This is a genomic window from Vibrio sp. T13N, from assembly GCF_032970445.1.
GTDB classification, from domain to species: domain Bacteria; phylum Pseudomonadota; class Gammaproteobacteria; order Enterobacterales; family Vibrionaceae; genus Vibrio; species Vibrio diabolicus.
This window is the reverse complement of the sequence record NZ_JAWJYE010000001.1, coordinates 109395-132988: the sequence shown is the minus strand read 5'-3', so window position 1 is coordinate 132988 and position 23594 is coordinate 109395. Positions and strand designations below refer to the sequence as shown.

Below are 23594 nucleotides of genomic sequence, written 5' to 3'. Positions count from 1 at the left end.
ATATCTGCTTTATTCACTCATCAATGACTCGAGGAGTAAATGTGTTTGATTTGGCGGAGAATTTACCATTAATGCCAACCTTTTGATATGCACTCGATGACTTATTGGGAATGAGTCACAAATAAAAATAGATGGTATCAAGCATCAAAATTTAATTTAGAACCTTTGATTGTCGTGAACTCTATCTGGAAGAGTTAAGGGGGGCGTTTAAGGGCAATTTTCCTCATAAAGTTGTTATTTAGAAAAAGGTAAATTAATGTTTTTATTGATAATTGTGAGAAATCTTGGGTTGGGATTGATCCCATAAATTTAGAGTAAAAAGCCTATTTTTGGGAGCGATTTCATAAATTTTATGACACTGATTTCACTGTTTGAGCTGTAAAGAATATAAACCCCCACTCAATGTATGTTAATAATCAATGAGTGTTGTTATGTCTCATATTCGTTTTTTCCCGCGCCATCGTTTGGCGCTTGCTTGTATGCTAGCGAGTGTGTCTAGCTTCTCTTTTGCACAAAACCAGTGCGCTGTTGCTGATTTACAACAATCGAGAGACTTGGCTGCTGCCGTTTCTGGTGCTGAGTATGATTGCTACCACGCTTGGTTTTCAGCTCCTTCCGCAACGCTGAACGATATTTACAGCGAAGCGAGCTTAAGCCGTATCCAAGTCGCGTTGGATCAAGAAATTGCCCGCTATCGTGGAGAAGCAGAGCAAGCTCGTGTTCTAGAAAATCTGGGCGAGTTTATTCGTGCTGCATACTACGTTCGTTACAATGCTGGCACAGGTACACCTGAGTTTTCAGAAGCGTTGAGTCAGCGTTTTGCTCAGTCGACGAACCTATTCCTTAACAACCCTCATGCTTTGGATCAAGGCCGTGAACAAGTTGGCGCAATGAAGAGCTTGACTTTGATGGTTGATAACGTGAAGCAGTTGCCGCTGACCATGGATAGCATGATGGCCGCGTTGATGCACTTTAATCGTGAAACCGCGCAGGACACGCAATGGGTCGATGGTTTAAACAACCTGTTCCGTTCTATGGCAGGTCATGTAGCAAACGATGAGTTCTACCGCTACATGGCAAACAATACTCACCATATTGATACATTAGCGAGATTCGCATCTGATAACGCTTGGGCATTGGATACGGATGCGAGCTTTATTGTTTTCAATGCATTACGTGAAACTGGTCGTTTGCTTGCGAGCCCAGACCAGGAGACCAAACGCAAAGCCTTGGTTGTGATGCAACAAGTGATGCAGCGTTATCCATTGGGCAGTGAGCATGACAAACTGTGGCTTGCTGCCGTAGAGATGATGAGCTACTACGCTCCTGAAGGCTTAAACGGTCTGGACCTAGACCAAGCGAAGCAAGATCTAGCAGCGCGCGTGATGCCAAATCGTTTTGAGTGTCAGGGACCTGCCATCATTCGCTCTGAAGATCTAACCGATGCTCAAGCTGCGAAAGCGTGTGAAGTACTGGCTGCGAAAGAAGCCGACTTCCATCAAGTGGTGAATACGGGCAATCAACCTGTCGCTGATGACTTGAATGATCGTGTTGAGGTGGCGGTGTTTGCTAGTAACGACAGCTACGTTGATTATTCTTCGTTCCTGTTTGGTAATACAACGGACAACGGTGGTCAGTACCTTGAAGGGAATCCATCAAAAGCGGACAATACCGCCCGTTTCGTGGCTTATCGCTATGCGAATGGCGAAGATTTATCGATCTTGAATCTAGAGCATGAGTACACGCACTATTTGGACGCGCGATTTAACCAGTACGGCTCGTTCAGTGATAACTTAGCCCACGGTCATATCGTGTGGTGGCTGGAAGGTTTTGCTGAATACATGCATTACAAACAAGGCTACCAAGCGGCGATCGAACTGATTGCAGGCGGTAAACTGAGCCTTTCAACTGTGTTTGATACCACATATTCTCACGATACTAATCGTATCTATCGTTGGGGTTACTTGGCCGTTCGATTCATGCTAGAAAATCATCCGCAAGACGTAGAAAGCTTGTTGGCGTTGTCGCGCACTGGTCAGTTTGAACAGTGGGCGCAACAGGTGACGACATTAGGTCAACAATATGACGCAGAGTTTGAGCGTTGGTTGGATACGTTAGAAGTGGAGCCAGAGCAACCAGGTACTGACCCAGAAGAGCCAATAGAACCAACAGAACCTGAAGCACAAGTGACTGAATTGACGGCGAACCAAAGCATTCAACTCAGTGGCGAAGCATACAGTGAAAAACTGTTCTACGTTGACGTACCAGCCAACACCGTTCGCTTTAATGTATCTATTGAAGGTGCGGGGGATGCGGATCTTTACATGAGCTACAACAAAGTTGCGCATTACTACGACTTTGAAATGAGCCAGTATGGCGATGGCAGCAATGAAGAGATTGTATTTGAGCCAGAGCAGGATGGTTACGTGAAAGCAGGTCGTTACTACATCAGTTTAACTGGCCGTGATAACTATGACTCAGTGAATCTTGTGGCTGCTTTAGACGTTGAAGCGCAAACACCGCCAACACAAGTGCAAGACGATTTGGCACCGGTGGTATTAGAGTCTGGTGAAGCAAAAATGCTGACCGTTCACAAGCAGCGTTATGCGGCAGTGTATGTACCTGAAGGTGTTGAAGAGGTTCGTGTATGGCTAACGGCTCACTCTCAAACAGGTAATGTCGACCTATACGCGAGTAGGGAGCATTGGCCTACAGTTGAGCAACACGAGTACGTGTCCAACTATGCAGGCAGCAACGAATACCTTGCGATTCCTGTTACTGAAGCGGGCTATGTGCACTTCTCTCTTCAAGCACCAGAACAAGGTGATGACGTTGAAATGTTAGTGCACTTCAACTAAAACATGTTCGATTAGCTGAAATCGAGATAAAAAACGTCGCTCATAGGGCGGCGTTTTTGTTTGTATCGGACGCTATTGTGATCAAACAGCGGCGAATGCCAGTTAATCGGCTGATTTATCGAGTTATCCTTTGCTCTTTTTCTAAACGGCTTTAGGTTTGTATTACAATTTACCGCGCACATAAACTTTTTTAGCGACGCGTTCTGTGACCTAGCTTCTGATTTGTGCTTTCCAAACGGATACAATATATATGCACCCCGTGCAATAAAGTGAAAAGGGAAAGACATGAAAACGCTTATTTATGAAACGTTGATTAGCCTTGCTAACCAAGAACCAGAACAACATGCAAGAATCCGACAAAATCTATATGAACAGTTGGATCTGCCGTTCGATAAGCAGCTGGCTTTGTATTCTTGTGCCCTTGGTCCTGCAAGTTCAGGCAAGTTGGAGAGTAGTCAAGGCATTAACAACGCGGTAGATTGCGCGGTTAAACTGCTTGAAACCCCTGAGCGCTAATTCACTCGTTGTTTAAATCACGGCCCGATCCCCAAGGGCCGTTTTTAATTTAATTGCCTTTAAATTGATTCCAACGTCGTTATTACTCTGCTCTTTCCGCTAGCACTTCTTTGAATGCAAACATGCCGTTTAATGCCGCTGGAAACCCTGCGTAGACGGACATCTGTAAGATGACTTCTTTAATTTCAGCCTCGCTGCAGCCTACATTCAGTGCTGCATTGAGATGTACTTTCAGTTGTGGCGAACAATTCCCCATTGCCGTTAGCGCGGCGACGGTTGCGATTTCTCTCGATTTTAGGTCTAAGCCTGGGCGAGCATAAATATCGCCAAACGGGTACTCAATGGTGTACTGAGCTAAATCTGGGCAAATATCTTGTAAGCTTTCGATGACATTGTGACCAGCGTCGCCATCAATGTGAGAGAGTAGTTCTAATCCTTTGTTAAAGCGTGATTGTTCCATCGATATGTTCCTAGTGAATAAATGCAAACATACCTTAATCGTTAGAGTTAACTCTAAGTCAACGAACTTTTCCGCTTTTATACAATGCAATTTTTTCTTCTAGAGCCGTTAAGTGCTTTTGCTGCTGTTCAATGTGGAGCTTGAGGTTTTCTTGGTGTTGCTCTAGCAAGGCTTGGCGTTGTCGTACAGATTCTGAGCCGACTTCCCTTAATTTTGCATATTCCAGAATCTCTTCAAGCGGCATTGCAGTTTCTTTTAATCGCTTTACGAAGCTAATCCAGCTTAGATCTTTCGCACTATACACTCGATGCCCACTCGCGTTTCTATGGACATGTTTAAGTAAGCCAATTTTTTCATAGTATCGAAGTGTATGAGCAGACAAGCCGACGAGGCTAGAAAACTCTTTGATATTCATGATTACCCTCCAAGGTAATTCATACCAATAGGCATAAGCTAAGTTCCGCATTTTGAAGTCATTTCGGGATAGATACAAACGGTAATCTTCCATGTTTTAAGGTTGGATACGCAGAAGGGGGCTGTTTTGAATACGCGCCAAACGTGATCCACCTGCCAGTTTCACTTTATTAAAAATTAGTTACTCAATAGAGTGGTTTGGCTGTTTTTAGTCTTTGGCCTCCTTTAGGGCGTACCCGGGCATTTTCTTTCATATATTTTGAATGCAATTTTTTGCAATACAAAACAATGACTTAATTTATTTTATGTGCGGTGTGCTTGAATGCCATCTACTCGTTTACGTCCAGAACCGTTTCTACTTGTGCAATGGAGGAGTCACTACGCCTTCATTTTCAGCCTTGAGTTAGGGCGAAAAGGGTGAGGGCGTCTGATGAATAGCTCTTATAATTTCGACTATTGAATTCACTCACAAAAAAATGCAAACAAGTAATCGTGAGTGAAAACGAGTAGGAGAACAACATGAGTGGCTCACAGGAAATACAATCATTCGGTGCGAATGTTATCTTACATGCATTTGATTGGAAGTATGTTGACATTGCCCAACGAGCAAAAGAAATCCACGAGCTAGGTTACGGCTCCGTGCTGGTTTCGCCACCAATGAAAAGCGCCCACGATGATCGCTGGTGGCAGCGCTATCAACCTCAAGATTACCGTGTCATCGACAATGCGTTGGGTGATACCAAAGACTTTATCCGTATGGTTCGTGAACTGGAGCAAGTTGGCGTGTGGGTTTACGCTGACGTGGTGTTTAACCATATGGCAAATGAGGCCCACCTTCGCCGAGACCTCCAATACCCAAGAAAAGATGTCTTGGAGGAATACCAACAAAACAAACAGAAATATCAGTCGCTAACGTTATTTGGCGACTTATCTCAACCGCTTTTTGATGAAGAGGACTTTGTTGAAGCGTTCGGTATTAAAGACTGGAAAGATAAATGGCAGGTACAAAATGGACGCATCACAGGTGGACCAACCGATCCTGGCTTGCCAACCCTCCGTGTTTGTGACCATGTCGTTGAGCAGCAACGCGCTTACCTAAAAGCACTGAAAGCCATTGGTGTGAAAGGTTTTCGTATTGATGCCGCGAAACACATGACGTTAGAGCATCTTAAACGTGTTTGGACAGACGACATCACGCGCGATGTGCATATATTTGGCGAAATTATTACCGATGGCGGTGCGACGGAAGAAGAGTATCAGTTGTTTCTTGAGCCGTATTTACAGGAAACTCGCTTAGGCGCTTACGATTTCCCGTTGTTCTCGACCATTTTTAAGGCGTTTGCTAAAAAGGGCAGTTTCAAGTCGTTGATTGACCCATACTGTTTCGGTCAGGCCCTTTCGCCTGGTCGCGCCATTACATTTGTTGTCACGCATGACATTCCTAACAATGACGTTTTTCTTGATCTGATCATGGATGAGGAAAACGAATGGTTAGCTTATGCTTACATTCTAGGCCGCGATGGTGGTGTGCCATTGGTTTATACCGACTTAAACACTAGCGGTATTACAGATAAAAATGGCAAGCCAAGATGGCAAGGCGCATGGCACGATCCGCGAATGGCGAAAATGATCCAGTTCCATAATATGACGCATGGCGAGTCGATGAGTGTTCTTGAAGGTAACGATGATATGCTGGTATTTAAGCGAGGGAGCAAAGGCATTGTCGTGCTTAATAAATCGCAGCGTCAGCAGTCTTTGGCATTGAAAATGGATGGCGACTGGGTGGATTTGATGACGGATCAGGACGTTCCATCTGACGGTAAGTTAATTGTGCCACCTAAAGCCTCAATGTTGCTCGTCGAAAACTAAAAAATAAAACACCGAGCTTAGCGAGCTCGGTGTTTATGTTTGTCGGCGGTCATTCAAGAACGGGTAAAGTCTAATGTAAAACCGAAGTCTTTCGCCTATGCTATGAGGTTATGAGCACTCATTAACGCAACATTCAGCCTTTAAAAAGCCGATTACATCATCTAAACATTGGTACTCTGCAACGCAAAAAAGGGTTCGCCCCTCACGACGTTGGGTGAGAAGCCCGGCTGAGGCTAGACTAGAAATATGATGAGAGAGAGTGGATGCAGGAATGCCAAGCTTTTCTTGTACGCCGCCTACCGCGATACCTTTGTATCCCGCTTTGACAACTTCTTTGTAAATACTTAAACGAGTAGGATGCCCTAACTCTTTTAGTGCTTTAGCGACGGCTTCAAGCTCCATACTGACCTCTAAAGAATGACTACAGTAAATTTGTTTCGATAATAGGGAAAGTCTCGGTAAATGCCAACTCTTGTGATCTAGTAACGATTTAAATCAGATGAGATTCATACCGGCTCATACCAGCACAACAATAATTGTCTACTTCAATGAGACAGATCAATCTTCATTATTATTTCACCCCACGTTCAAACTCCCTCGTCTACACTCATGGGTGAGTTGTCAGTTGGCAGACCAAGGAGGCGGCCATGATTGCGGTTCATAGAGATTATTGTTTGTCTAACAGTTCAGATTTACATGCTCACGTTAAAGTTAACCCTGTCGGTAAATTAGAAGTTGAGATTGTAGAACTTCAAGAGCGCCATACCACAGAGTTTGATGATTTGTCTTTTGAGAGCCGTGGGTGTGAAACTCGAATCTGTGGTAAAGAAGACACAACTCCGTGGCAGTTCAATCTTGCAGTTACTGATGCGTTAGAGCTTTCTCACTTAGTGGAAGAAGCAAACGAAGAGTATGAGATTTTAATGAATGATCTTATGTAATCTCGTGAGAAGATCATTTTATCCTGCACGGCATGTGACTCGGTACTGAAAAAGAAAAACCTCCCAAACGGGAGGTTTTTAATATTGAGCAAGTTACCGTCAGAGCGGCTCTTCTCTCGGCGGTGTTAGTTCTTGAACGTTATCTTCATTGAAGTCATCGGCGTAACCTTTCGGCGGTGGCGTCCAACCACGTTCTGAGCGCGAGAGTTTGTCATGGCGATCTTTTTGCATCTCTTCCGCCATTTTTTCCTCTAACTGAATAAACAGTTGTCGGAAATTGTTGTCATAACGTTCGCCTTCAGAATCATCTTCCCAAGCTTTGTAGAGTATCTCGGACTTGCGTGCTTCAACACGCTTGTATGTCGCTTTTTGCTGCTCAACAAAGAAGGGATGAATACCGAGTGCTTTCATCGTGTGACCACCCATCTCCAATGCGGAATGGTAGGTTTCCGATTCAATAATATCAGCCCCAGCTTGACGCAAAAGATAGCCGTGACCACGGTCAAAGGCGCGTGCGATCACCGTTACTTTGGGGTACGTGTGTTTGACGTACTTCACCAGTTCCACACTCGATTCTTGGTTATCAATTGCGACGACCAACGCAGCCGCATGCTCGATGCCTGCAGTGTGCAGCATATCTGGTCGAGTCGCATCGCCAAAATAAGCACGAGTGCCAATCTGGCGCATGTTATCAACTTGGTTGGCTTGGTGATCGAGCACCACGGTTGTTACACCATTAGAAACAAGCAAGCGGTTAACAATCTGACCAAAACGGCCGATACCAGCGATGATTACTGTGCCTTTTTCTTCAATCGTATCGCTTTCCCTTTCGTTTGATTGAGTTTCAAAACGCGGCAGTATTAATTTGTCAAATAGAATGAACAAACCTGGCGTTAAGAACATTGAGATAGCAACAACCAGCGCAAGCGTTTGTGAGAGTTCAAACGGAATGACGTGGTTTTGCACAGAGAAGCTTAGCAACACAAAACCAAATTCACCCGCTTGAGCCAAGCTTAAGGTAAACAGCCAGCGGTTGCTGCCTTTCACCCTAAATATCAGCGCGAGAATAAATAGCACCAAGGCTTTCAATACCATCACGCCAATGGTCAGTGCCATGATCAACCAGAAGTCACCAAATAGAACCGAGAAATTGATCCCTGCGCCGACGGTGATGAAAAACAGACCCAGCAGCAACCCTTTAAATGGTTCGATATTGGACTCTAGCTCGTGACGGAATTCGCTGTTCGCCAATACAACGCCAGCCAAGAACGTTCCTAATGCAGGAGATAAGCCAACCAAACTCATCAGTGCTGCGATGCCGATCACCAGCATCAATGCGGTGGCGGTAAAAATCTCACGCAGCCCAGAGCTAGCAACATAGCTCAACAGAGGTCGACTTAAAAAGTGTCCACCAACGACGACAATCGCAATCGATGCTGTGATCACGATTCCGTACGCCCAGCCCGGTAAATCGGCCACGAGGTTTAAATCGTCATGATGCTGCGCAGCAGTTTGAACGGCATTTTGTGCTTGTTCGACTAACTCTGGCAGGGCCAGCAACGGAATAAAGGCCAACATCGGGATAACAGCGATATCTTGGAAAAGCAAAACAGAGAACGCGTTTTGTCCACCTTCTGTCTTCGTTAACCCTTTTTCGCTAAAAGTTTGCAAAACAATCGCGGTAGAAGAAAGGGCGAAAATCAAGCCGATGGCTAAGGCAATGGTCCAAGGCTGCTCAAAGTACAGGGCAATACCCATAATCGCCGCGATGGTCCCGCCAACTTGAAGACCGCCTAAGCCCATTAAACGATTTCGCATTGACCAGAGCATTTTAGGCTCTAGCTCTAACCCCACTAGGAATAGCATCATCACCACGCCAAATTCGGCAAAGTGCTGAATTGTCGTTGTTTCTTCACCGACTAAACCGATAATTGGACCAATTACCACACCAGCGATGAGGTAACCTAAAACGGAACCGAGCCCTAAACGCTTGGCAAGTGGTACCGCAATTACAGCGGCAATCAAATACACGAAGGCTTGTAAGAATATCCCTGTCATGAAGCCTCCTTGATGAGCTTCGGAAGTGCGCTGTTGAGTTTGATTAATGACGCAGCTGCTTCAACATCCAGTCTATCTTCGACTAATGCTGTTAGCAGGCTTTTGTACCGTTGGACATGACGGGGAATTCGTCCTTCCTCTTCGGCTGTACGTGCGCCGAACAAAGCAAGAGGCGCAATGTAGTGCATACCCGTGAGCGCTGACATTTGCTCAATAGGAGCGAGCAGTTCCCGAATCGTAAAATGGTTGTAGCCTTCGGCTTTATAGGCTTCTTCCTTGCCGCCGGCCGAAAGTACGCACAGCATGGTTTTACCTTGTAGTTCGGTTCCTTCAGTGCCGTAAGCAAAGCCATACTCCAAAACCAGATCTTGCCACTCTTTTAAAATTGCTGGGGTTGAATACCAATATAGTGGGAATTGAAAAACCACTACATCATGCTCACGCAAGCGTTGTTGTTCACGGTCGATATTGATATCGAAACGAGGGTATTCACCATAGAGATCAACACATGTCACGCCTTCAATTTTTTGAGCTTCTTTGAAAAGTGGAGTATTCACTTCTGAACGATGCTGGGAAGGATGAGCAAAGAGAATTAATACTTTTTTATTCGCCATAAGGATCCTTGCTATCTAAATAACCATGCCCGGTAGGAGCGCAGGTTGGTTAGAAAATGTAACTCATAAATGGCCGTCAAGCTAGCTTGGAAAAGTGCTTAAGCTGTTTCAATATCAATAAAAAACCACCAAATAAGTTGGTGGTTTTGGCAAGCGTCAAATTCTAATTAATCATGAATAGGAACGACTAAAATATCGACTGGTGACTTGTTGATAAGATGTCTTGAGTAGGAAATGATTTTGCTCCAGAAATCTTGGTGATGGCCACAAATCAGCAAGTCCACTTCTTGCTCTTTGATGGTAATTTCGAGCTTATCGGCTAAATCACCAGTACCCACGAAGAAGTGTTTGAGTGGATAATCCATGTACTCACTGAATGTTCTCAAGCACTCCATAGAGTGCTCATTCAGCGGCCTTTGGTCTGGGTTCTCTTTAATGTCTACGAGCTCACGATAAATTTCCCCGTGAGTTCCATCAATATGGATGAATGAAATATCGGAGTCGAGATAGTTAGCCATCGCTACGGCTCTGTCGATCAGAACTGTGCTTTCATCGGACAGTTCGAGTGCAACAAGGATATGTTTGTATTTCATTACCACGCCCTTATGTGGATTAGCTTTACTGTAAGCATAGTATGGCTTGGGCAAAATTTGTGTAGATAAGATCTCGAAATCGTTCAAAGTTTTGATAAATAATGCTGCTTGCTTTTTAGTCAGAAAACCCGCTAAACTTCGCAAATCATTTCTCTAGGAGATTACGCCAACATGAAGAACTAAACCTGTTATCCATATTTTTACTGATTTTTTGGATCTGCAGGGTTAGTAGGCGTAGCTCACTTTCCGATATTTCTTTGCAACAAGACGACTTTTTGATTTGACGTTTATCGTCGAGCTTTGCATAGAGCTTAATGCGTTTGTGCACGCGTTTTGTTGCAATCTCAAATCATAGCTACGGCTGTTGTCCCTGTCATACAGGAGGCAAATTATGCCAGTTTTACAAGCTTTTAATGTTAGCCATCAGTTTGATAATGGCGAGACGCTATTCCAGTCTATTTCTTGTTCCATGACTAAACGACGTGTTGGTTTGGTTGGGCGCAATGGCATCGGTAAGTCGCTTTTGGCTTCCATTTTGGCGGGCGAAACTCAGCCTGCCAGCGGTGTTGTGACTTTTCCCTCTTCTTTCATGATGTATCGCCAGCAGCCGTCTGATTTGCTTTCAGGTCAGCAATCGATCGCCCAGTTCCTGGGAACAGACTCGGTCTTGCATGCTTTAAAGCAGATTGAACAAGGTGATGTTTCTGAGCATTGGTTCGAACTGGTTGGCGAACAGTGGGATATTGAACAGAAACTCAAACAGCAGCTTGCTGCGATGGGCTTACCGCAAGACCCTGATTTCTCATGTGCTCGGCTCAGTGGTGGTCAGTTGGCGCGTTTGCAGTTATGGCAGTTGTTTGAAAACGAAACCGAACTTTTGATTCTCGATGAGCCATCCAATCACCTCGATACCGAGGCGAAACAATGGTTGATAGAGTCTATGACGCATTTCGGCGGCGCGATTTTACTCATCAGTCACGATCGTGAGCTGCTGCGAGCAATGGAGGAAATTTGGGAACTCTCGGGCCTAGGCTTAAAGGTTTTTGGTGGAAATTACGATGTGTATGCCGAGCAAAAACGCACTGAGTTACAAGCGGTCGAAAGGCAGTTGGCGCAGGTCGATAAACAGAAAAAACGGTTAGCTGAGCAAGCCCAGAAAAATCGCGAAAAAGCAGACCAACGCGCCGCGCAAGGGAACAAACTGCGCAAAGACGGCAGTCAGCCCAAAATTTTGCTTGATGGCAAAAAGGATAGCGCGACCGCCAGCACCTCAAGTCGCAATAAGAATGAGCAACTCAGACAAGTGCATTTACAAGCCAAAGACCGGGCATTGCAATCGCGACATGAGCAGCTCAAAGTGCAAAAGCTTTATCTTGCAGATAATCCGAACCGTTCGAGAAAAGTGTTGTCGATACAAGAAGGTATATTGCCTTTTGGGGATTCTACTCCTATCACTTTGCAGATTTTTGCGAACGATAAAGTCCATCTCAAAGGGAAAAATGGCTGCGGAAAGTCAACCTTGTTAAAGACGTTGCTTGGCGAGTTGTCGTTGCTGAGAGGTGAGCTGCAAGTGAATACGCCTTTGTATTATCTCGACCAACACTTTGGCGCAGTGAATCCAAATCTTTCGTTACTTGAGAACGTAATGGAGACCTGCCAAGAGATGACGGAAAGTGAAGCGAGAACCTTATTGGCCGGGATCGGTTTTCGTCGAGACGCTGTGTTTCGGTTGGGATGCATACTCAGTGGTGGCGAGAAGATGAAGCTCGCAATGCTGATCGTCAGCCATCAACACTCCCAGCCTTTGCTGCTGCTTGATGAGCCAGATAATCATCTCGATCTCGAGTCAAAAATAATGCTTAGTCAGGCGTTAAATACATACAAAGGTGGATTTGTTCTGATTAGTCACGACCAAGATTTCGCTTCTGAGTCTGGGGTTTTGCGTCAAATCGAACTGAATTAAACGAAAGAGAGTAAACGCCATCGTAGCTCTTCAGCGTTGTTCCTAAGCTCTACACCGCCACTTACCGATATGTAGAATTGGTGGGAAATGAGGGAGTTAGGATGGCTTTCACAACTCGTTTAATGAAATTAGATTCATTTTGTCGATATATAGTAGAGTTCTGATGTATTGCACAAAAAGACAACAGAAAAATAAAAAGGAATTTCATGAAAAAGAACACCCTAGCATTCGCAACGGCTCTCGCACTCGGAAGTGTGTTGTCTGTGGCGCATGCAAATGAAGCGGCGCAGTCGTCGGTTGAACAGGTAAACCCGAAAGCCATCACGTACCCAACCACACAAAAAGTGGATGTTGTCGATGACTACTTTGGTACAAAAGTGAGTGATCCTTATCGCTGGTTGGAAGACGATCTCAGCCCAGAAACCGCAGAATGGGTGAAGGCACAAAATGCAGTGACGTTTGATTATCTGTTGAAAATCCCTTACCGCGAGCAGATTGAAGAGCGCATTACTAAGCTCATGGATTACGAAAAACAAAGTCAACCGTTCAAAGAGGGTAAGTTCACTTATTTCTACAAAAATGACGGGCTACAAAACCAAGATGTGCTTTATCGGCAGCTAGGTGATGGTGAAGCAGAAATTTTCCTCGATCCAAATACTTTTAGTGAAGATGGCACCACATCGTTAGCGGGAGTGAGCTTTTCACGAGACGGTTCTTTGGTCGCATACAGCATTTCGGAAGGCGGTAGCGATTGGCGCAAAGTCATTGTGTTAGACACAGAAACCAAAAAGCCAGTCGGTGAAACGCTGGTGGATATTAAGTTCAGCGGTATCAGTTGGCTCGGCAATCAAGGTTTCTATTACTCAAGTTATGACAAGCCACAGGGGAGTGAACTCTCCGCGAAGACAGATCAACACAAGCTCTACTTTCATACCCTTGGAACAAAACAAAGTGAAGACCAGCTGATTTTCGGCGGGTTTGAGGAAGAGAAATACCGTTATGTTGGCGGTTATACGTCGGATGATGAACGCTACTTGTTTATCTCAGCCAGCGTATCGACATCGGGTAACAAACTGTTCTTTAAAGATCTGAGTAAGCCAAACAGCCCGCTTAAAACCATTTTATATAACACCAGCTCTGATACTTGGGTGATAGACAACCAAGGCACGAAACTGTACTTGGTTACGAACCTTAATGCGCCGAACAAACGCGTCGTGACGGTGGATGCGAGTCAGCCGCAGCCCAAAAACTGGAAAGATTTGATTCCTGAAACAAAGAATGTGTTACGCGTTTCTACCGCGGGTGGCAATTTGTTTGCGAGCTATATTGTTGATGCGATCTCGATGGTGAAGCAATACGACATGAACGGCAAACTCATCCGTGAAATCAAGCTGCCTGATATTGGTAGTGCGTACGGTTTTTCAGGTAAAAAAGAAGAAACCGAAGTCTACTATTCTTTCACCAACTACAAGATGCCAAGCACTACGTATCGTCTGAACATCAAAGATGGTGATAGCGAGGTGTACTACAAATCTAAAGCGCCATTTGATCCAGCTTTGTATGAATCTCGTCTGGTGTTTTACACCTCAAAAGACGGAACAAAAGTGCCGATGATCATCACCTATAAAAAAGGGACACCGATGGACGGCAGTGCACCAACCATCCTATATGGTTATGGTGGTTTCAACATTAGCCTCACACCATCTTTTAGCCCGACACGTGCAGCTTGGCTTGAGCTTGGTGGTGTTTACGCGGTAGCGAACATTCGTGGCGGTGGGGAGTATGGTAAAGAGTGGCACAACGCTGGCATTCAAATGCAAAAGCAAAATGTGTTTGATGACTTTATTGCGGCGGCTGAATTTCTAATTGATGAAAAGGTAACGTCATCAAACAAGTTAGCCATTAACGGTGGATCGAATGGTGGCTTGTTAGTGGGGGCTGTTATGACGCAACGTCCAGAGTTGTTTAAAGTGGCGCTGCCAGCAGTCGGCGTACTGGACATGCTGCGTTATCATACTTTTACCGCAGGTGCTGGTTGGGCGTATGACTACGGTACGGCAGAGCAAAGTAAAGAGATGTTCCAATATCTGAAAGGTTATTCGCCAGTGCACAATGTAAAAGCGGGGGTGGAATACCCAGCGACATTGATTACAACGGGTGATCATGATGATCGTGTTGTTCCTGCTCACTCTTACAAATTTGCTGCTGAGTTGCAGTCAAAACAGGCGGGTTCAAATCCGACCTTGATTCGCATCGAAACCAATGCAGGACATGGTGCTGGCACACCAACGCGTAAAATAATTGAGACAAATGCAGATATTTATAGCTTTGCACTGTTCAATATGGGGATAGAGAAACTGCAATAGTGCGAATCGTTTGCGTTTTTAGTTAACGAAATGCATTGGTGCTTTTGCACTCGAAAATAAAAGGGAATCACAGAGTGTGATTTCCTTTCAATTTATTGTGGAGTAACTATTCTAAATTGACCGCAAGGCTAATTAAATTAAGGTATTTGCAATTTATTACAACTATCTTCTTTACCTGAAGAGTAATATACGATAAAAATAAAACTTGATCGCGATCACCTAACACCATTGCACTCCTTATTTATATGGTAAATTTAATTAATCATTTGTTCTAATGATAATTGAATTTTCATAAGTTTTAATATTCCCTTCTTCGTAAAGCTTACCAAATTTCAAGTTATATAAGATATAAGTAGCAGTGATTGAACTTTTACGACGCTTTATTTTATTTTAATTAAAACGTCTAATGTTTCGTCATTATTAAATTTGCTTTGATAATTTATATTATCCAAAGCGAGTTGTGTTGCTTGCTATTTATGATGACCTCATGACGTGAATAATTTTATAATCATTAAAATGGATACAGTTTTATGAATTTAGTGAAACCGTCTGTTGTTATCATGGCAGCAGCCCTTCAACTCGCGTCTTCTGCTTATGCTCAGACAAATAATGACGAAGAACTACAAGATATGTCTGACCCACTTGCGGTTTACACCCAAGCGGGCTTTGGTATTACTGACAAAGGCGCGAACATCAAAATCGGTCAAACTTACCAATCTAGCCAGCCTGGCACCATGGCGATGAACATCATCGAAATGAAAGGCATTGGTGGTGAGCTATTTGGCATTCGCGATAATGACGATCCAATGTATGCCAATGTTGATGATAGCATTGACTCTTTCCGACTACGTAATTTCCAAGTAGAAGTCGCAAAAGGTCTAGGCCGTCAATTGGATGTAAACTACGATGTTGATAACGATAAATTAGATGCATCTTATAGCTTTATTCAAGGCCTACCTAAGTTTGGCATGTTGCAGTTATTTCCTTTGGCTGGTGCGGGTGTCACTATTGCTAATGATTTTAGTGGTGATGACAAAGGTTATGAAATTCCAGGTACTTTCACTGTTGTCGGTATGTACTCAAAAATTGAATTAACCGATAAAATCTGGATTAACTACAACCCAATGTATATGCATACATTGTCAGGGTCTAGTCAATATAAAGATACTTATTACGCGGGTGAAGATAATATCTTAACTCATGAGTTTGCGTTGTCTTATCAAATTAATCCTCGCGCAAATATTCGTTACTTTGCAAACTGGAATGAGCACGTTAATTTCGGTGATGGTGATCACCGTATCGAATTTAACTACCAATTCTAACTCCCTCGTTTATTTCCAGAATAGAAAGTGTGTTTATCCATATATTTAAAAATTTAGGCTAGGGCACTTTCTACATAAAGTAGGTTTATCATGAAAGCCAAATATAAATTTGCGTTGGTATCTATTGCTATATCTTCTGCATTACTATCAGGATGCAAAACTGGCGATATCGCAACGAAAACTGCCCAAGCACCCTCTGTTGAAACCGTTACCCTAACCGAAACAAAAATCACTCCTTATCATACTTTTATCGGTCGAACTGAAGCGGTAAATGACGTTGATATTATGCCTCGAGTCGGTGGCGAATTAACCGCGATTCATTTTAAAGATGGCGATATGGTCGAAAAAGGCCAATTGCTGTTTGAAATCGACGACCGTCCTTACAAAGCGGCACTGGCGTATGCAAAAGCGTCGTTGCAAAAAGCAAAAGCACAACTCGTTCAAACTACGCGTGATGCAGAACGTGTGAAGAAACTCATCAAAGATAAAAGCATCAGTGAGCAGCAATACGATGACGCCATTGCTGCGCACGCCGCAGCGATTGCCTCGGTAGAAGAGGCGAAAGCGACGCTGGTTTCAGCAAGGCTCGATCTTGAATTTAGCTCTGTGCGTGCTCCTTTCTCTGGCCGCGTGGGTTTCAGCAACTTCCGAGTGGGTGACCGTATTTCGAAAATTCAACTCGTTCCTCTTGTTTCGATCACTCAAATTGACCCAATTCGCTTTGGCTTTGATGTGGATGAGAAGCTCTACCGCCGCGTAAGAAGTGCGATTGATGTGGCTCATCGTAACGATGACAAACTGGATGTTGATTTAACACTGACGCTTTCAGACGGTTCATTGTATCCGCTTGATGGCAAGATCTACGCCGTTGGCAACAAGATCGATTTAGAAACAGGCTCAATTCGAGCAGAAGCACAATTTGATAACCCAACTTACGCGCTTATGCCGGGTGAATATGGCAACTTGACCATCAAGCTGCGCAACAAAACCATTGATGGTTTGCTTATCCCATCGGCGGCTGTTCAGCAAGATCAAGCGGGTGACTACGTCATGGTGGTTGGTGATGATCACGTAGTGTCTCGTCGTAACGTTGAACTCGGTCAGACCTACGGTGTGAAACGTGCTGTGCTGACTGGCTTGGCGGCTAACGAAAAAGTCATCGTCAATGGTCTACAAAAAGTGCGTCCGGGTGCAACGGTGAAAGACGTTGAACTACAGAGTGAACAAGGCTGAGTGAGTACTGATGTTAAGTAAATTTTTCATTCACCGGCCGAAGTTTGCTTTGGTGATCTCACTGGCGATGACATTGATGGGTATGATCGCCCTGAAAGTCTTGCCAATTTCTGAGTATCCTCAAATCTCTCCAACGGTAATTACGGTGAGCACCATGTATCCGGGTGCAAACGCGGACGTGGTTAAAAAGACGGTAGCACAACCGATAGAAGCCAAAGTCAATGGCGTTGAAGACATGATTTACATGTCTTCTGTGATTGGTAATGATGGCTCATACACATTGCGTATTTACTTCCGAGTGGGCGCAGATGGCGATATGGCGCAGGTTCGTGTGAACAACTTGGTGGCACAGGCGACGTCATCTCTACCACAAGAAGTAAACCAAATCGGTGTAACGGTTAAGAAGAAATCTTCCGACATGCTGGGCGTTATCACACTGCGTTCCCCGAAACAGTCTTACGACAGTATCTACCTTTCTAACTACGCGGATCTCAATATCGTTGAGCGTCTAAAACGTATCGAAGGTATGAGTGACATTACGCTGCTGGGTAAGAAAGACTACTCAATGCGTATTTGGTTGAACCCAAATAAACTGGCCACCTTGAAGCTTTCTGCTAGCGATGTTATTGGCGCAATTAAAACGCAAAACATCCAAGTGGCGGCGGGTAAGATCGGTGGTATGCCAGCTCCGGGTGACCAGCAATATCAATATGTTTTGCAAACCAAAGGTCGCCTTACTTCTGCGGAAGAGTTCGAGAACATCATCATCCGCGCGAGCAAGAAAGGTTCTTTGATTCGCTTGAAAGATGTGGCTCGTGTCGAAGTTGGCGCACAAGGCTACGAAGCTGATGGTCGTATGAATAACGAACCAGCCGCCGTTCTGGCCTTGTACCAGTTGCCGACAGCGAACGCGCTAGACGTGATGGAACGCGTGAAAGAGGCCATGAAAGAGTACGAGAAATCGTTCCCAGATGATTTGGTCTACGACATCGCGTATGACTCTACCGAATACGTAGAGACATCGATTGATGAAGTGTACGAGACGCTAGTGATTGCGGTACTTCTTGTAACCTTCGTTGTGTACGTTTTCTTGCAGAACTGGCGAGCGACCATCATTCCAACCTTAGCGATTCCGGTTTCCATCATTGCGACGTTCGCAATCATGGGCGTGATGGGCATGACCATTAACACCATCTCGTTGTTTGGCTTGATCCTCGCCATCGGTATCGTGGTGGACGATGCGATCATCGTGGTAGAGAACGTGGAGCGGGTTATCCATGAAGAGCATTTAGACCCGATTCCGGCCACGATCCAAGCCATGAAAGAAGTGACGGGGCCAGTATTGGCAACAACGCTTATTTTGTTGGCGGTATTCGTACCGGTTGCGCTATTGCCGGGTATTTCTGGTCGAATGTTCAACCAGTTCGCGGTCACTATCTGTGTGTCGGTGCTGATCTCTGCGATCAACGCATTAACGTTAACGCCAGCGCTTTGTGCGTTGATGTTGAAATCTACTCACTCGCAACCTATTGCGCCTTTGCGTGCGTTTAACCTAGGTTTTGAAGCAATAACGCGCAAATACCAAGGTTTAGTTGGCTTCTTGAGCCGTCGTATTGTGCTGAGTATCGGTGTTTATGGCGCGCTTATTGCGGTGCTGGCATTTGCGTTCATGACCGTACCTTCTTCTTTCGTACCAAACGAAGACAAAGGCGTGTTCATGGTCGAAATGCGTTTGCCAGACGCAGCAGCATTGCAGCGTACTGCACCATTAATGAAGAAGTACGTTGATGAGCTAAAACAGATGGAAGGTGTGGAGAACGTGGTTTCGGTTGCGGGCTTCTCGGTAATTAACATGGCGTCGATTCCAAACTCGGGCATGTTGATCATCAAACTGGATAACTGGAGCAAACGTAAAGACCCTGAGTTACACCAACGCGCATTGATGAATAAAGTTAACCAAATGCTGAACTCAACGCCAGATGCCGCTTCGTTCGTTTTCGCGACGCCGGCAATCAAAGGCATGGGTGCGGTAGATGGTTTTAACCTTGTGCTGCAGGACAACTTGGGCCGCTCTCCACAAGAGTTGGCAAAAACAACCGCTGATTTTGTTGCCCAAATCAACCAACTGCCTGAAGTGGCACGTGCGTTCTCGATTTTCCGTGCGGACATTCCGCAACGTTACATCGATATTGACCGCGATAAAGCGATTTCGATGGGCGTACCGTTGAATGAAATCTTCAGCACACTGCAAGCACAGTTGGGCGGCGCCTACATTTCTGACTTCAACTTGTTTGGTCGTTCGTACCAAGTGAAAGTGCAAGCAGAAGAGCAATATCGTGACAACATCGACGACATCGACCATCTGTTTGTTCGTTCAAGCTCTGGAAAAATGGTGTCATTGGCAACGCTAGTGAAAGTGAAGCCGATCTTCGGCCCGGATACCTTATCGAACTACAACATGTTCAGTTCTGCAACCGTGAACGGTGCGCCAGCGCCAGGCTACAGCTCGGGTGATGTTGTAAAAGCCATTGAAAAACTGGCTGCAGAATCTTTGCCAAGTGGTTACTCGTACGAGTGGTCAGGCATGACTTACCAAGAGATGAAAGCAGGCAACATGGCGCCAATCGCGTTCGCACTGTCTTTGCTGTTCACCTACTTGTTCTTGGTGGCTCAGTACGAAAGTTGGACTATTCCTGCTGCGGTAATGATGGCGGTTCCAGTCGCGATTCTCGGCGCTATGGGCACGCTACTGCTGGTGGGACAACCGTTCGATTTGTACGTGCAGATTGGTGTGGTCATCTTGATCGGTATGTCCGCCAAAGTGGCGATTCTTATCGTGGAATTTGCCAAAGTTCTGCGAGAAGAAAAGGGCTTATCCATCATTGATGCTGCCAAAGAAGCTGCTCGAATCCGTTTCCGAGCAGTACAGATGACCGCATTCGCCTTCATCTGGGGGGTATTCCCGTTGGTGATTGCATCGGGTGCTGGTGCGGCATCTCGTCACTCACTGGGCTTTGCGGTATTCGGCGGCATGATTCTCTCTACGTTTGTAGGCACGTTACTGACGCCAGTGTTCTTCGTGATGATGCAATCTCTGCGCGAGAAGTTTAAGCGAAAGAAACCCACTGAAATTGAGGTGAGTGAGCAACAACGCTGATTTCAACTGACTCCACAACACCCCCACGCTGTGTGCGATTGGCCAATGCCTTGCATTGATATACAACCACCGTCGCAGCGTGGGTTCCCCAAACAATAATAGGTTTTAGCATGAAAAATCTTTCAAAAATCGTCGTAGCGAGCTCTCTACTGACGTGTGCTGCTGCGCAAGCGGGTGGGTTATACCTTTACGAAACAACAGCATCGGATATTGGTTTGGCATCCGCTGGTATGGCGGCTCGTGCGCAAGATGCCTCAGTAATGGCAGCAAACCCGGCTGGTCTGGCGAATGTTTCTGGTAAATCTTTCTCTGGTAACCTGATTGGCCTATACGGTGACGCGCAACTAGACACGATGACTGGCGATGCGGGCAACGTGATTGGTTTTGTTCCTATGGCGTCGGCATTTTACAGCCAACAAGTGAACGACAAATGGACGCTGGGTATTGGTCTGTATGGCAACTACGGTCTTGGCCTCGAGTACGAAGGTCTTTTGGATAATCACTTAGATATTCCTACAGCAACGACACAAGCCATGACCATTCAACCTTCCGCTTCTTACCGCATCAATGAGCACTGGTCTGTGGGTGCGGCGCTTGGTATTCAGTACGGTATGTATGAAGTAGAAGCGGAAGGGACGTTGGCTAGCTCTGGCATGCATAAAAAATACTTAGACGAAGACCAAGATACTCAAGTCAACGGCCGAGTAGGTGTGCTTTATGAGGCAACACCAGGCACGCGTCTTGGTCTGTCTTACTCTTCTGAAACCGAATTTGAATTCGACAATAGTAACTCCATTGCTCCACAACAACTGATCTTCAGTGCTTACCATGAAGTGAATGATGACCTAGCGGTGATGTGGAATGTGAACTGGCAAGACTGGAGCGAATACACAACTGCGCTTAAGGCTGCAGATTTGGTCGATGTAGAGACACAAGACACTTACCAAATCGCATTGGGTACTCAGTACAAACTGAATGAAAAAATGATGTGGAATGCAGGTTTTGCATTCGATACCAGCATGTATGAAAGCCAATCAAACGGTGACATAACCGTTCCTACTGGCAAGGCGTACCGCATTGGTACAGGCATTGATTACAAATTGGATTCAGAAAACTCAATTGGTTTCGCGTTTGAAGCGATCTTGATGGAATCGTCAGAAACGCCACGCTTACAAGCTGGCTTTGATGAGCCTGCTCTGTACTTCATGAGCATGAGCTACAACTGGAAAAACTAATCATTCCTAATCGCTAAAACGCCTTCCTTACAGGCCATTCTACCCTAACTACCTGCACTGGATGCTGTCGCGCTATCTAAGGTAGTTAGGGCGCTTCTGTCACACCCAGTGAGTGATGATTTAAAAAGTATCTGTGCGGCTAAGTGTGGGTATTCAACATCTCAAAGGACTAAAAATGAAAAACAAACTAGCGTTAGTGTGTACGACTTTGTTGGTCAGTACGCTGGCTCATGGTGCCGAGCATCGAGTAAAAGACAATAAAAACAAGTTGGCGGATGACCCAACAAAAGTCATCACGAAATTTGGCGCGTCGTACGCAAACAACTACGATTTTGATGATCAAAACATCTCCTTCTCGGGCTCACTTGCGCTTGACCAAGCGCGCAAAATCAACCTGCGTATCAATGATGATGCGAGCGAGTGGCGTATTGGTGGTTCGTGGTTGTTTCCGGTCGGTATCGTGAATTTCAATTTTGGTAAAAATGAATACGTAAACGGCGCGGATCAAACCAACTACAGCGTTGGTACCTTTATGCCGTTAAGTTATTTCGGGATTGAGCCAGCAGGCTTCCAAATTTTCCCAATGGCAGGCTATACGTACAACACTGGTGATGTTCCCGTATGTGACGGTGCAGAAAGTAGCCACTGTAGCGAGCCTAACTTTACGGGCACTCCAAGTGCAGAGAATGGCTTCAATATGATGAGCTCTTCAGGCAGCAGTGGTTACGTTGGTGCATTTGCGCTGAAATCGTTTACCAAAGAGCTGACGTTAATCAGCTTCGCAGCAGGCACTTACGGCTCAGAAAACAGTGAAGGAGAGAACTACAAAGGCTTCTTTGGTGGTATCGGCCTTGGTTATCTCGTGAATAAACGTCACTCGTTTAACGTAATGACGTTTGTCATGGACAACAACACCTATTTAGATGAGGCAGATAGGCGCGTCGCATTATCTTACCAATATCAAGTTGAATAAATTGAAAACGCAGCAACGATGGCTGCGTTTTTACTTTGATGGAATAAATTAGTGAATCGCGTTCTTTTCTTCGATCTTTTTCTGATATTGGTGTTTTAATATATACATGCGCTTAACATCGCTATAGGCTCCGTTAATAAAGTATTCTTCTACTAAATGGCCTTCTTCAATAAAACCACATTTCTTATATAAATGAATAGCGACTTCATTATCCACTGCGACCAATAAGTATATTTTACGTAGATTAAGAATCGAGAAGGAGTAATCCAATGCACGATTAATCATCTCTGTCGCATAACCTCGTCCTTGATGCTCTGGGGCGATGATTATCTGAAACTCAGCGCTTCGGTGAATGTAGTTGATCTCAATAAGTTCGACCAATCCAATCACTATGCCGTCTTCATCTTCAACCACAAAGCGTCTTTCTGCGTCATCATGTATATGTTTTCGGTACAGTTCTTCGAGCTCATCATAAGATTCATAGGGCTCTTCGAACCAGTAGGCCATGATATTTCGGTTGTTATTTAGTTCGTGAATAAAGCGCAAATCAGAGCGTTCTAGTGCACGCATTTTTAGGCCTTTCTTCATCATTTATCTCCAATGAGGCGGAGTAAACCTCCGCAATTGATGCTAGAAAATCTTAACGTATTTAACAAGAATAGCGCATCTGTTTTTGGGAAATATTGTGGTTTTTTCAATATGGAAACTTAGAGTTCACGCCAAATAAAAATTAATCTTTACGATAAAAAATTCGATTAGGTGGTTTGCCTAATATCATATTAAATACCGCGCAACGACTTAGTGTCTTAATCTAAATAAACAAGGTATTCAATATGTTTTCAATCGGTGACGTAGTAGTAGCGACTAAAGGTATCGATCTTGGCGAAATGGTTGTTACAGGTTTAAGCAGTGGCGGCTTTTACACACACGTAAAAGCAGGCGAGAAAACGCTAACTTACCCAGCTAAAGATCTTAAGAAAGCATAATTAAATTTGCTCACTCTTATTTCTAAACTGGCTTAA

At 44.8% G+C, this 23594-nt stretch carries 19 protein-coding genes; 12 read left to right on the top strand and 7 right to left on the bottom strand.

The genetic code is table 11. The features are described from left to right. The first annotated feature begins 431 nt into the window (after positions 1 to 431). The gene (locus R2S67_RS00605; protein WP_317341732.1) at positions 432 to 2858 is read left to right on the top strand and encodes a M9 family metallopeptidase; all 2427 of its coding nucleotides are present in this window, start codon (positions 432 to 434) and stop codon (positions 2856 to 2858) included. Between the two features lie 285 nt (positions 2859 to 3143). Further along, on the top strand, positions 3144 to 3374 hold the full coding sequence (locus R2S67_RS00600) for a PAS factor family protein (protein WP_005375384.1): 231 nt from the start codon (positions 3144 to 3146) through the stop codon (positions 3372 to 3374). An 82-nt stretch (positions 3375 to 3456) separates the two neighbouring features. On the opposite strand, the gene R2S67_RS00595 is transcribed toward R2S67_RS00600, so the two are convergent. Next, positions 3457 to 3834, bottom strand: a complete 378-nt coding sequence (locus R2S67_RS00595) for a carboxymuconolactone decarboxylase family protein (protein ID WP_053809605.1) — start codon at positions 3832 to 3834, stop codon at positions 3457 to 3459. 58 nt (positions 3835 to 3892) lie between these two features. After that, positions 3893 to 4249 (bottom strand): MerR family transcriptional regulator, encoded by a 357-nt coding sequence (locus R2S67_RS00590; protein WP_005392533.1) that lies wholly within the window; start codon positions 4247 to 4249, stop codon positions 3893 to 3895. A 518-nt stretch (positions 4250 to 4767) separates the two neighbouring features. Between R2S67_RS00590 and R2S67_RS00585 the strand changes: the two genes are divergently transcribed. After that, positions 4768 to 6117, top strand: coding sequence for an alpha-amylase family protein (locus R2S67_RS00585; RefSeq protein ID WP_317341731.1), 1350 nt, complete (start codon positions 4768 to 4770; stop codon positions 6115 to 6117). A 108-nt stretch (positions 6118 to 6225) separates the two neighbouring features. On the opposite strand, the gene R2S67_RS00580 is transcribed toward R2S67_RS00585, so the two are convergent. Next, on the bottom strand, positions 6226 to 6519 hold the full coding sequence (locus R2S67_RS00580) for an ArsR/SmtB family transcription factor (protein ID WP_005375388.1): 294 nt from the start codon (positions 6517 to 6519) through the stop codon (positions 6226 to 6228). Positions 6520 to 6764: 245 nt separating this feature from the next. Between R2S67_RS00580 and R2S67_RS00575 the strand changes: the two genes are divergently transcribed. After that, positions 6765 to 7058, top strand: a complete 294-nt coding sequence (locus tag R2S67_RS00575; protein ID WP_005392536.1) for a hypothetical protein — start codon at positions 6765 to 6767, stop codon at positions 7056 to 7058. Between the two features lie 99 nt (positions 7059 to 7157). Here the strand turns inward: R2S67_RS00575 and R2S67_RS00570 are convergent, their stop codons facing one another. The 3 genes from R2S67_RS00570 to R2S67_RS00560 form a co-directional block, all read right to left on the bottom strand. Beyond that, the gene (locus tag R2S67_RS00570) at positions 7158 to 9116 is read right to left on the bottom strand and encodes a monovalent cation:proton antiporter-2 (CPA2) family protein (RefSeq protein ID WP_065645746.1); all 1959 of its coding nucleotides are present in this window, start codon (positions 9114 to 9116) and stop codon (positions 7158 to 7160) included. Beyond that, positions 9113 to 9730 (bottom strand): NAD(P)H-dependent oxidoreductase, encoded by a 618-nt coding sequence (locus R2S67_RS00565; protein ID WP_164665805.1) that lies wholly within the window; start codon positions 9728 to 9730, stop codon positions 9113 to 9115. Before R2S67_RS00565 ends, R2S67_RS00570 begins: the two co-directional genes overlap by 4 nt. Before the next feature lie 167 nt (positions 9731 to 9897). After that, positions 9898 to 10323: a universal stress protein gene (locus R2S67_RS00560; RefSeq protein ID WP_005392539.1), complete on the bottom strand. Its 426-nt coding sequence runs from the start codon at positions 10321 to 10323 to the stop codon at positions 9898 to 9900. 391 nt (positions 10324 to 10714) lie between these two features. Between R2S67_RS00560 and R2S67_RS00555 the strand changes: the two genes are divergently transcribed. From R2S67_RS00555 to R2S67_RS00525, 7 genes are all read left to right on the top strand, one after another. After that, entirely contained in the window at positions 10715 to 12286 is a 1572-nt protein-coding gene (locus tag R2S67_RS00555; RefSeq protein ID WP_317341730.1) for an ABC-F family ATP-binding cassette domain-containing protein, read from the top strand. A gap of 206 nt (positions 12287 to 12492) precedes the next feature. After that, a complete protein-coding gene (locus tag R2S67_RS00550) occupies positions 12493 to 14652 on the top strand; it encodes a prolyl oligopeptidase family serine peptidase (RefSeq protein WP_317341729.1) in 2160 nt (719 codons plus the stop codon). Between the two features lie 530 nt (positions 14653 to 15182). Then, positions 15183 to 15974: a hypothetical protein gene (locus tag R2S67_RS00545; RefSeq protein ID WP_005479226.1), complete on the top strand. Its 792-nt coding sequence runs from the start codon at positions 15183 to 15185 to the stop codon at positions 15972 to 15974. Positions 15975 to 16064: 90 nt separating this feature from the next. Beyond that, positions 16065 to 17207 (top strand): efflux RND transporter periplasmic adaptor subunit VmeP, encoded by a 1143-nt coding sequence (gene vmeP / locus R2S67_RS00540; protein WP_005391278.1) that lies wholly within the window; start codon positions 16065 to 16067, stop codon positions 17205 to 17207. 10 nt (positions 17208 to 17217) lie between these two features. Further along, positions 17218 to 20364: an efflux RND transporter permease subunit VmeQ gene (vmeQ, locus tag R2S67_RS00535; RefSeq protein ID WP_317341724.1), complete on the top strand. Its 3147-nt coding sequence runs from the start codon at positions 17218 to 17220 to the stop codon at positions 20362 to 20364. A 110-nt stretch (positions 20365 to 20474) separates the two neighbouring features. Further along, complete coding sequence (locus R2S67_RS00530; protein ID WP_317341723.1) at positions 20475 to 21599, top strand: OmpP1/FadL family transporter; 1125 nt, start codon at positions 20475 to 20477, stop codon at positions 21597 to 21599. Positions 21600 to 21774: 175 nt separating this feature from the next. Further along, positions 21775 to 22572, top strand: a complete 798-nt coding sequence (locus tag R2S67_RS00525) for a hypothetical protein (protein ID WP_317341721.1) — start codon at positions 21775 to 21777, stop codon at positions 22570 to 22572. A 48-nt stretch (positions 22573 to 22620) separates the two neighbouring features. Here R2S67_RS00525 and speG read toward each other — a convergent pair whose 3' ends face one another. Continuing rightward, on the bottom strand, positions 22621 to 23160 hold the full coding sequence (speG, locus tag R2S67_RS00520; RefSeq protein ID WP_041853120.1) for a spermidine N1-acetyltransferase: 540 nt from the start codon (positions 23158 to 23160) through the stop codon (positions 22621 to 22623). A gap of 245 nt (positions 23161 to 23405) precedes the next feature. On the opposite strand from speG, the gene R2S67_RS00515 reads away from it, so the two are divergent. Beyond that, on the top strand, positions 23406 to 23558 hold the full coding sequence (locus tag R2S67_RS00515) for a hypothetical protein (RefSeq protein WP_005375418.1): 153 nt from the start codon (positions 23406 to 23408) through the stop codon (positions 23556 to 23558). The last annotated feature ends 36 nt before the right edge of the window (positions 23559 to 23594 follow it).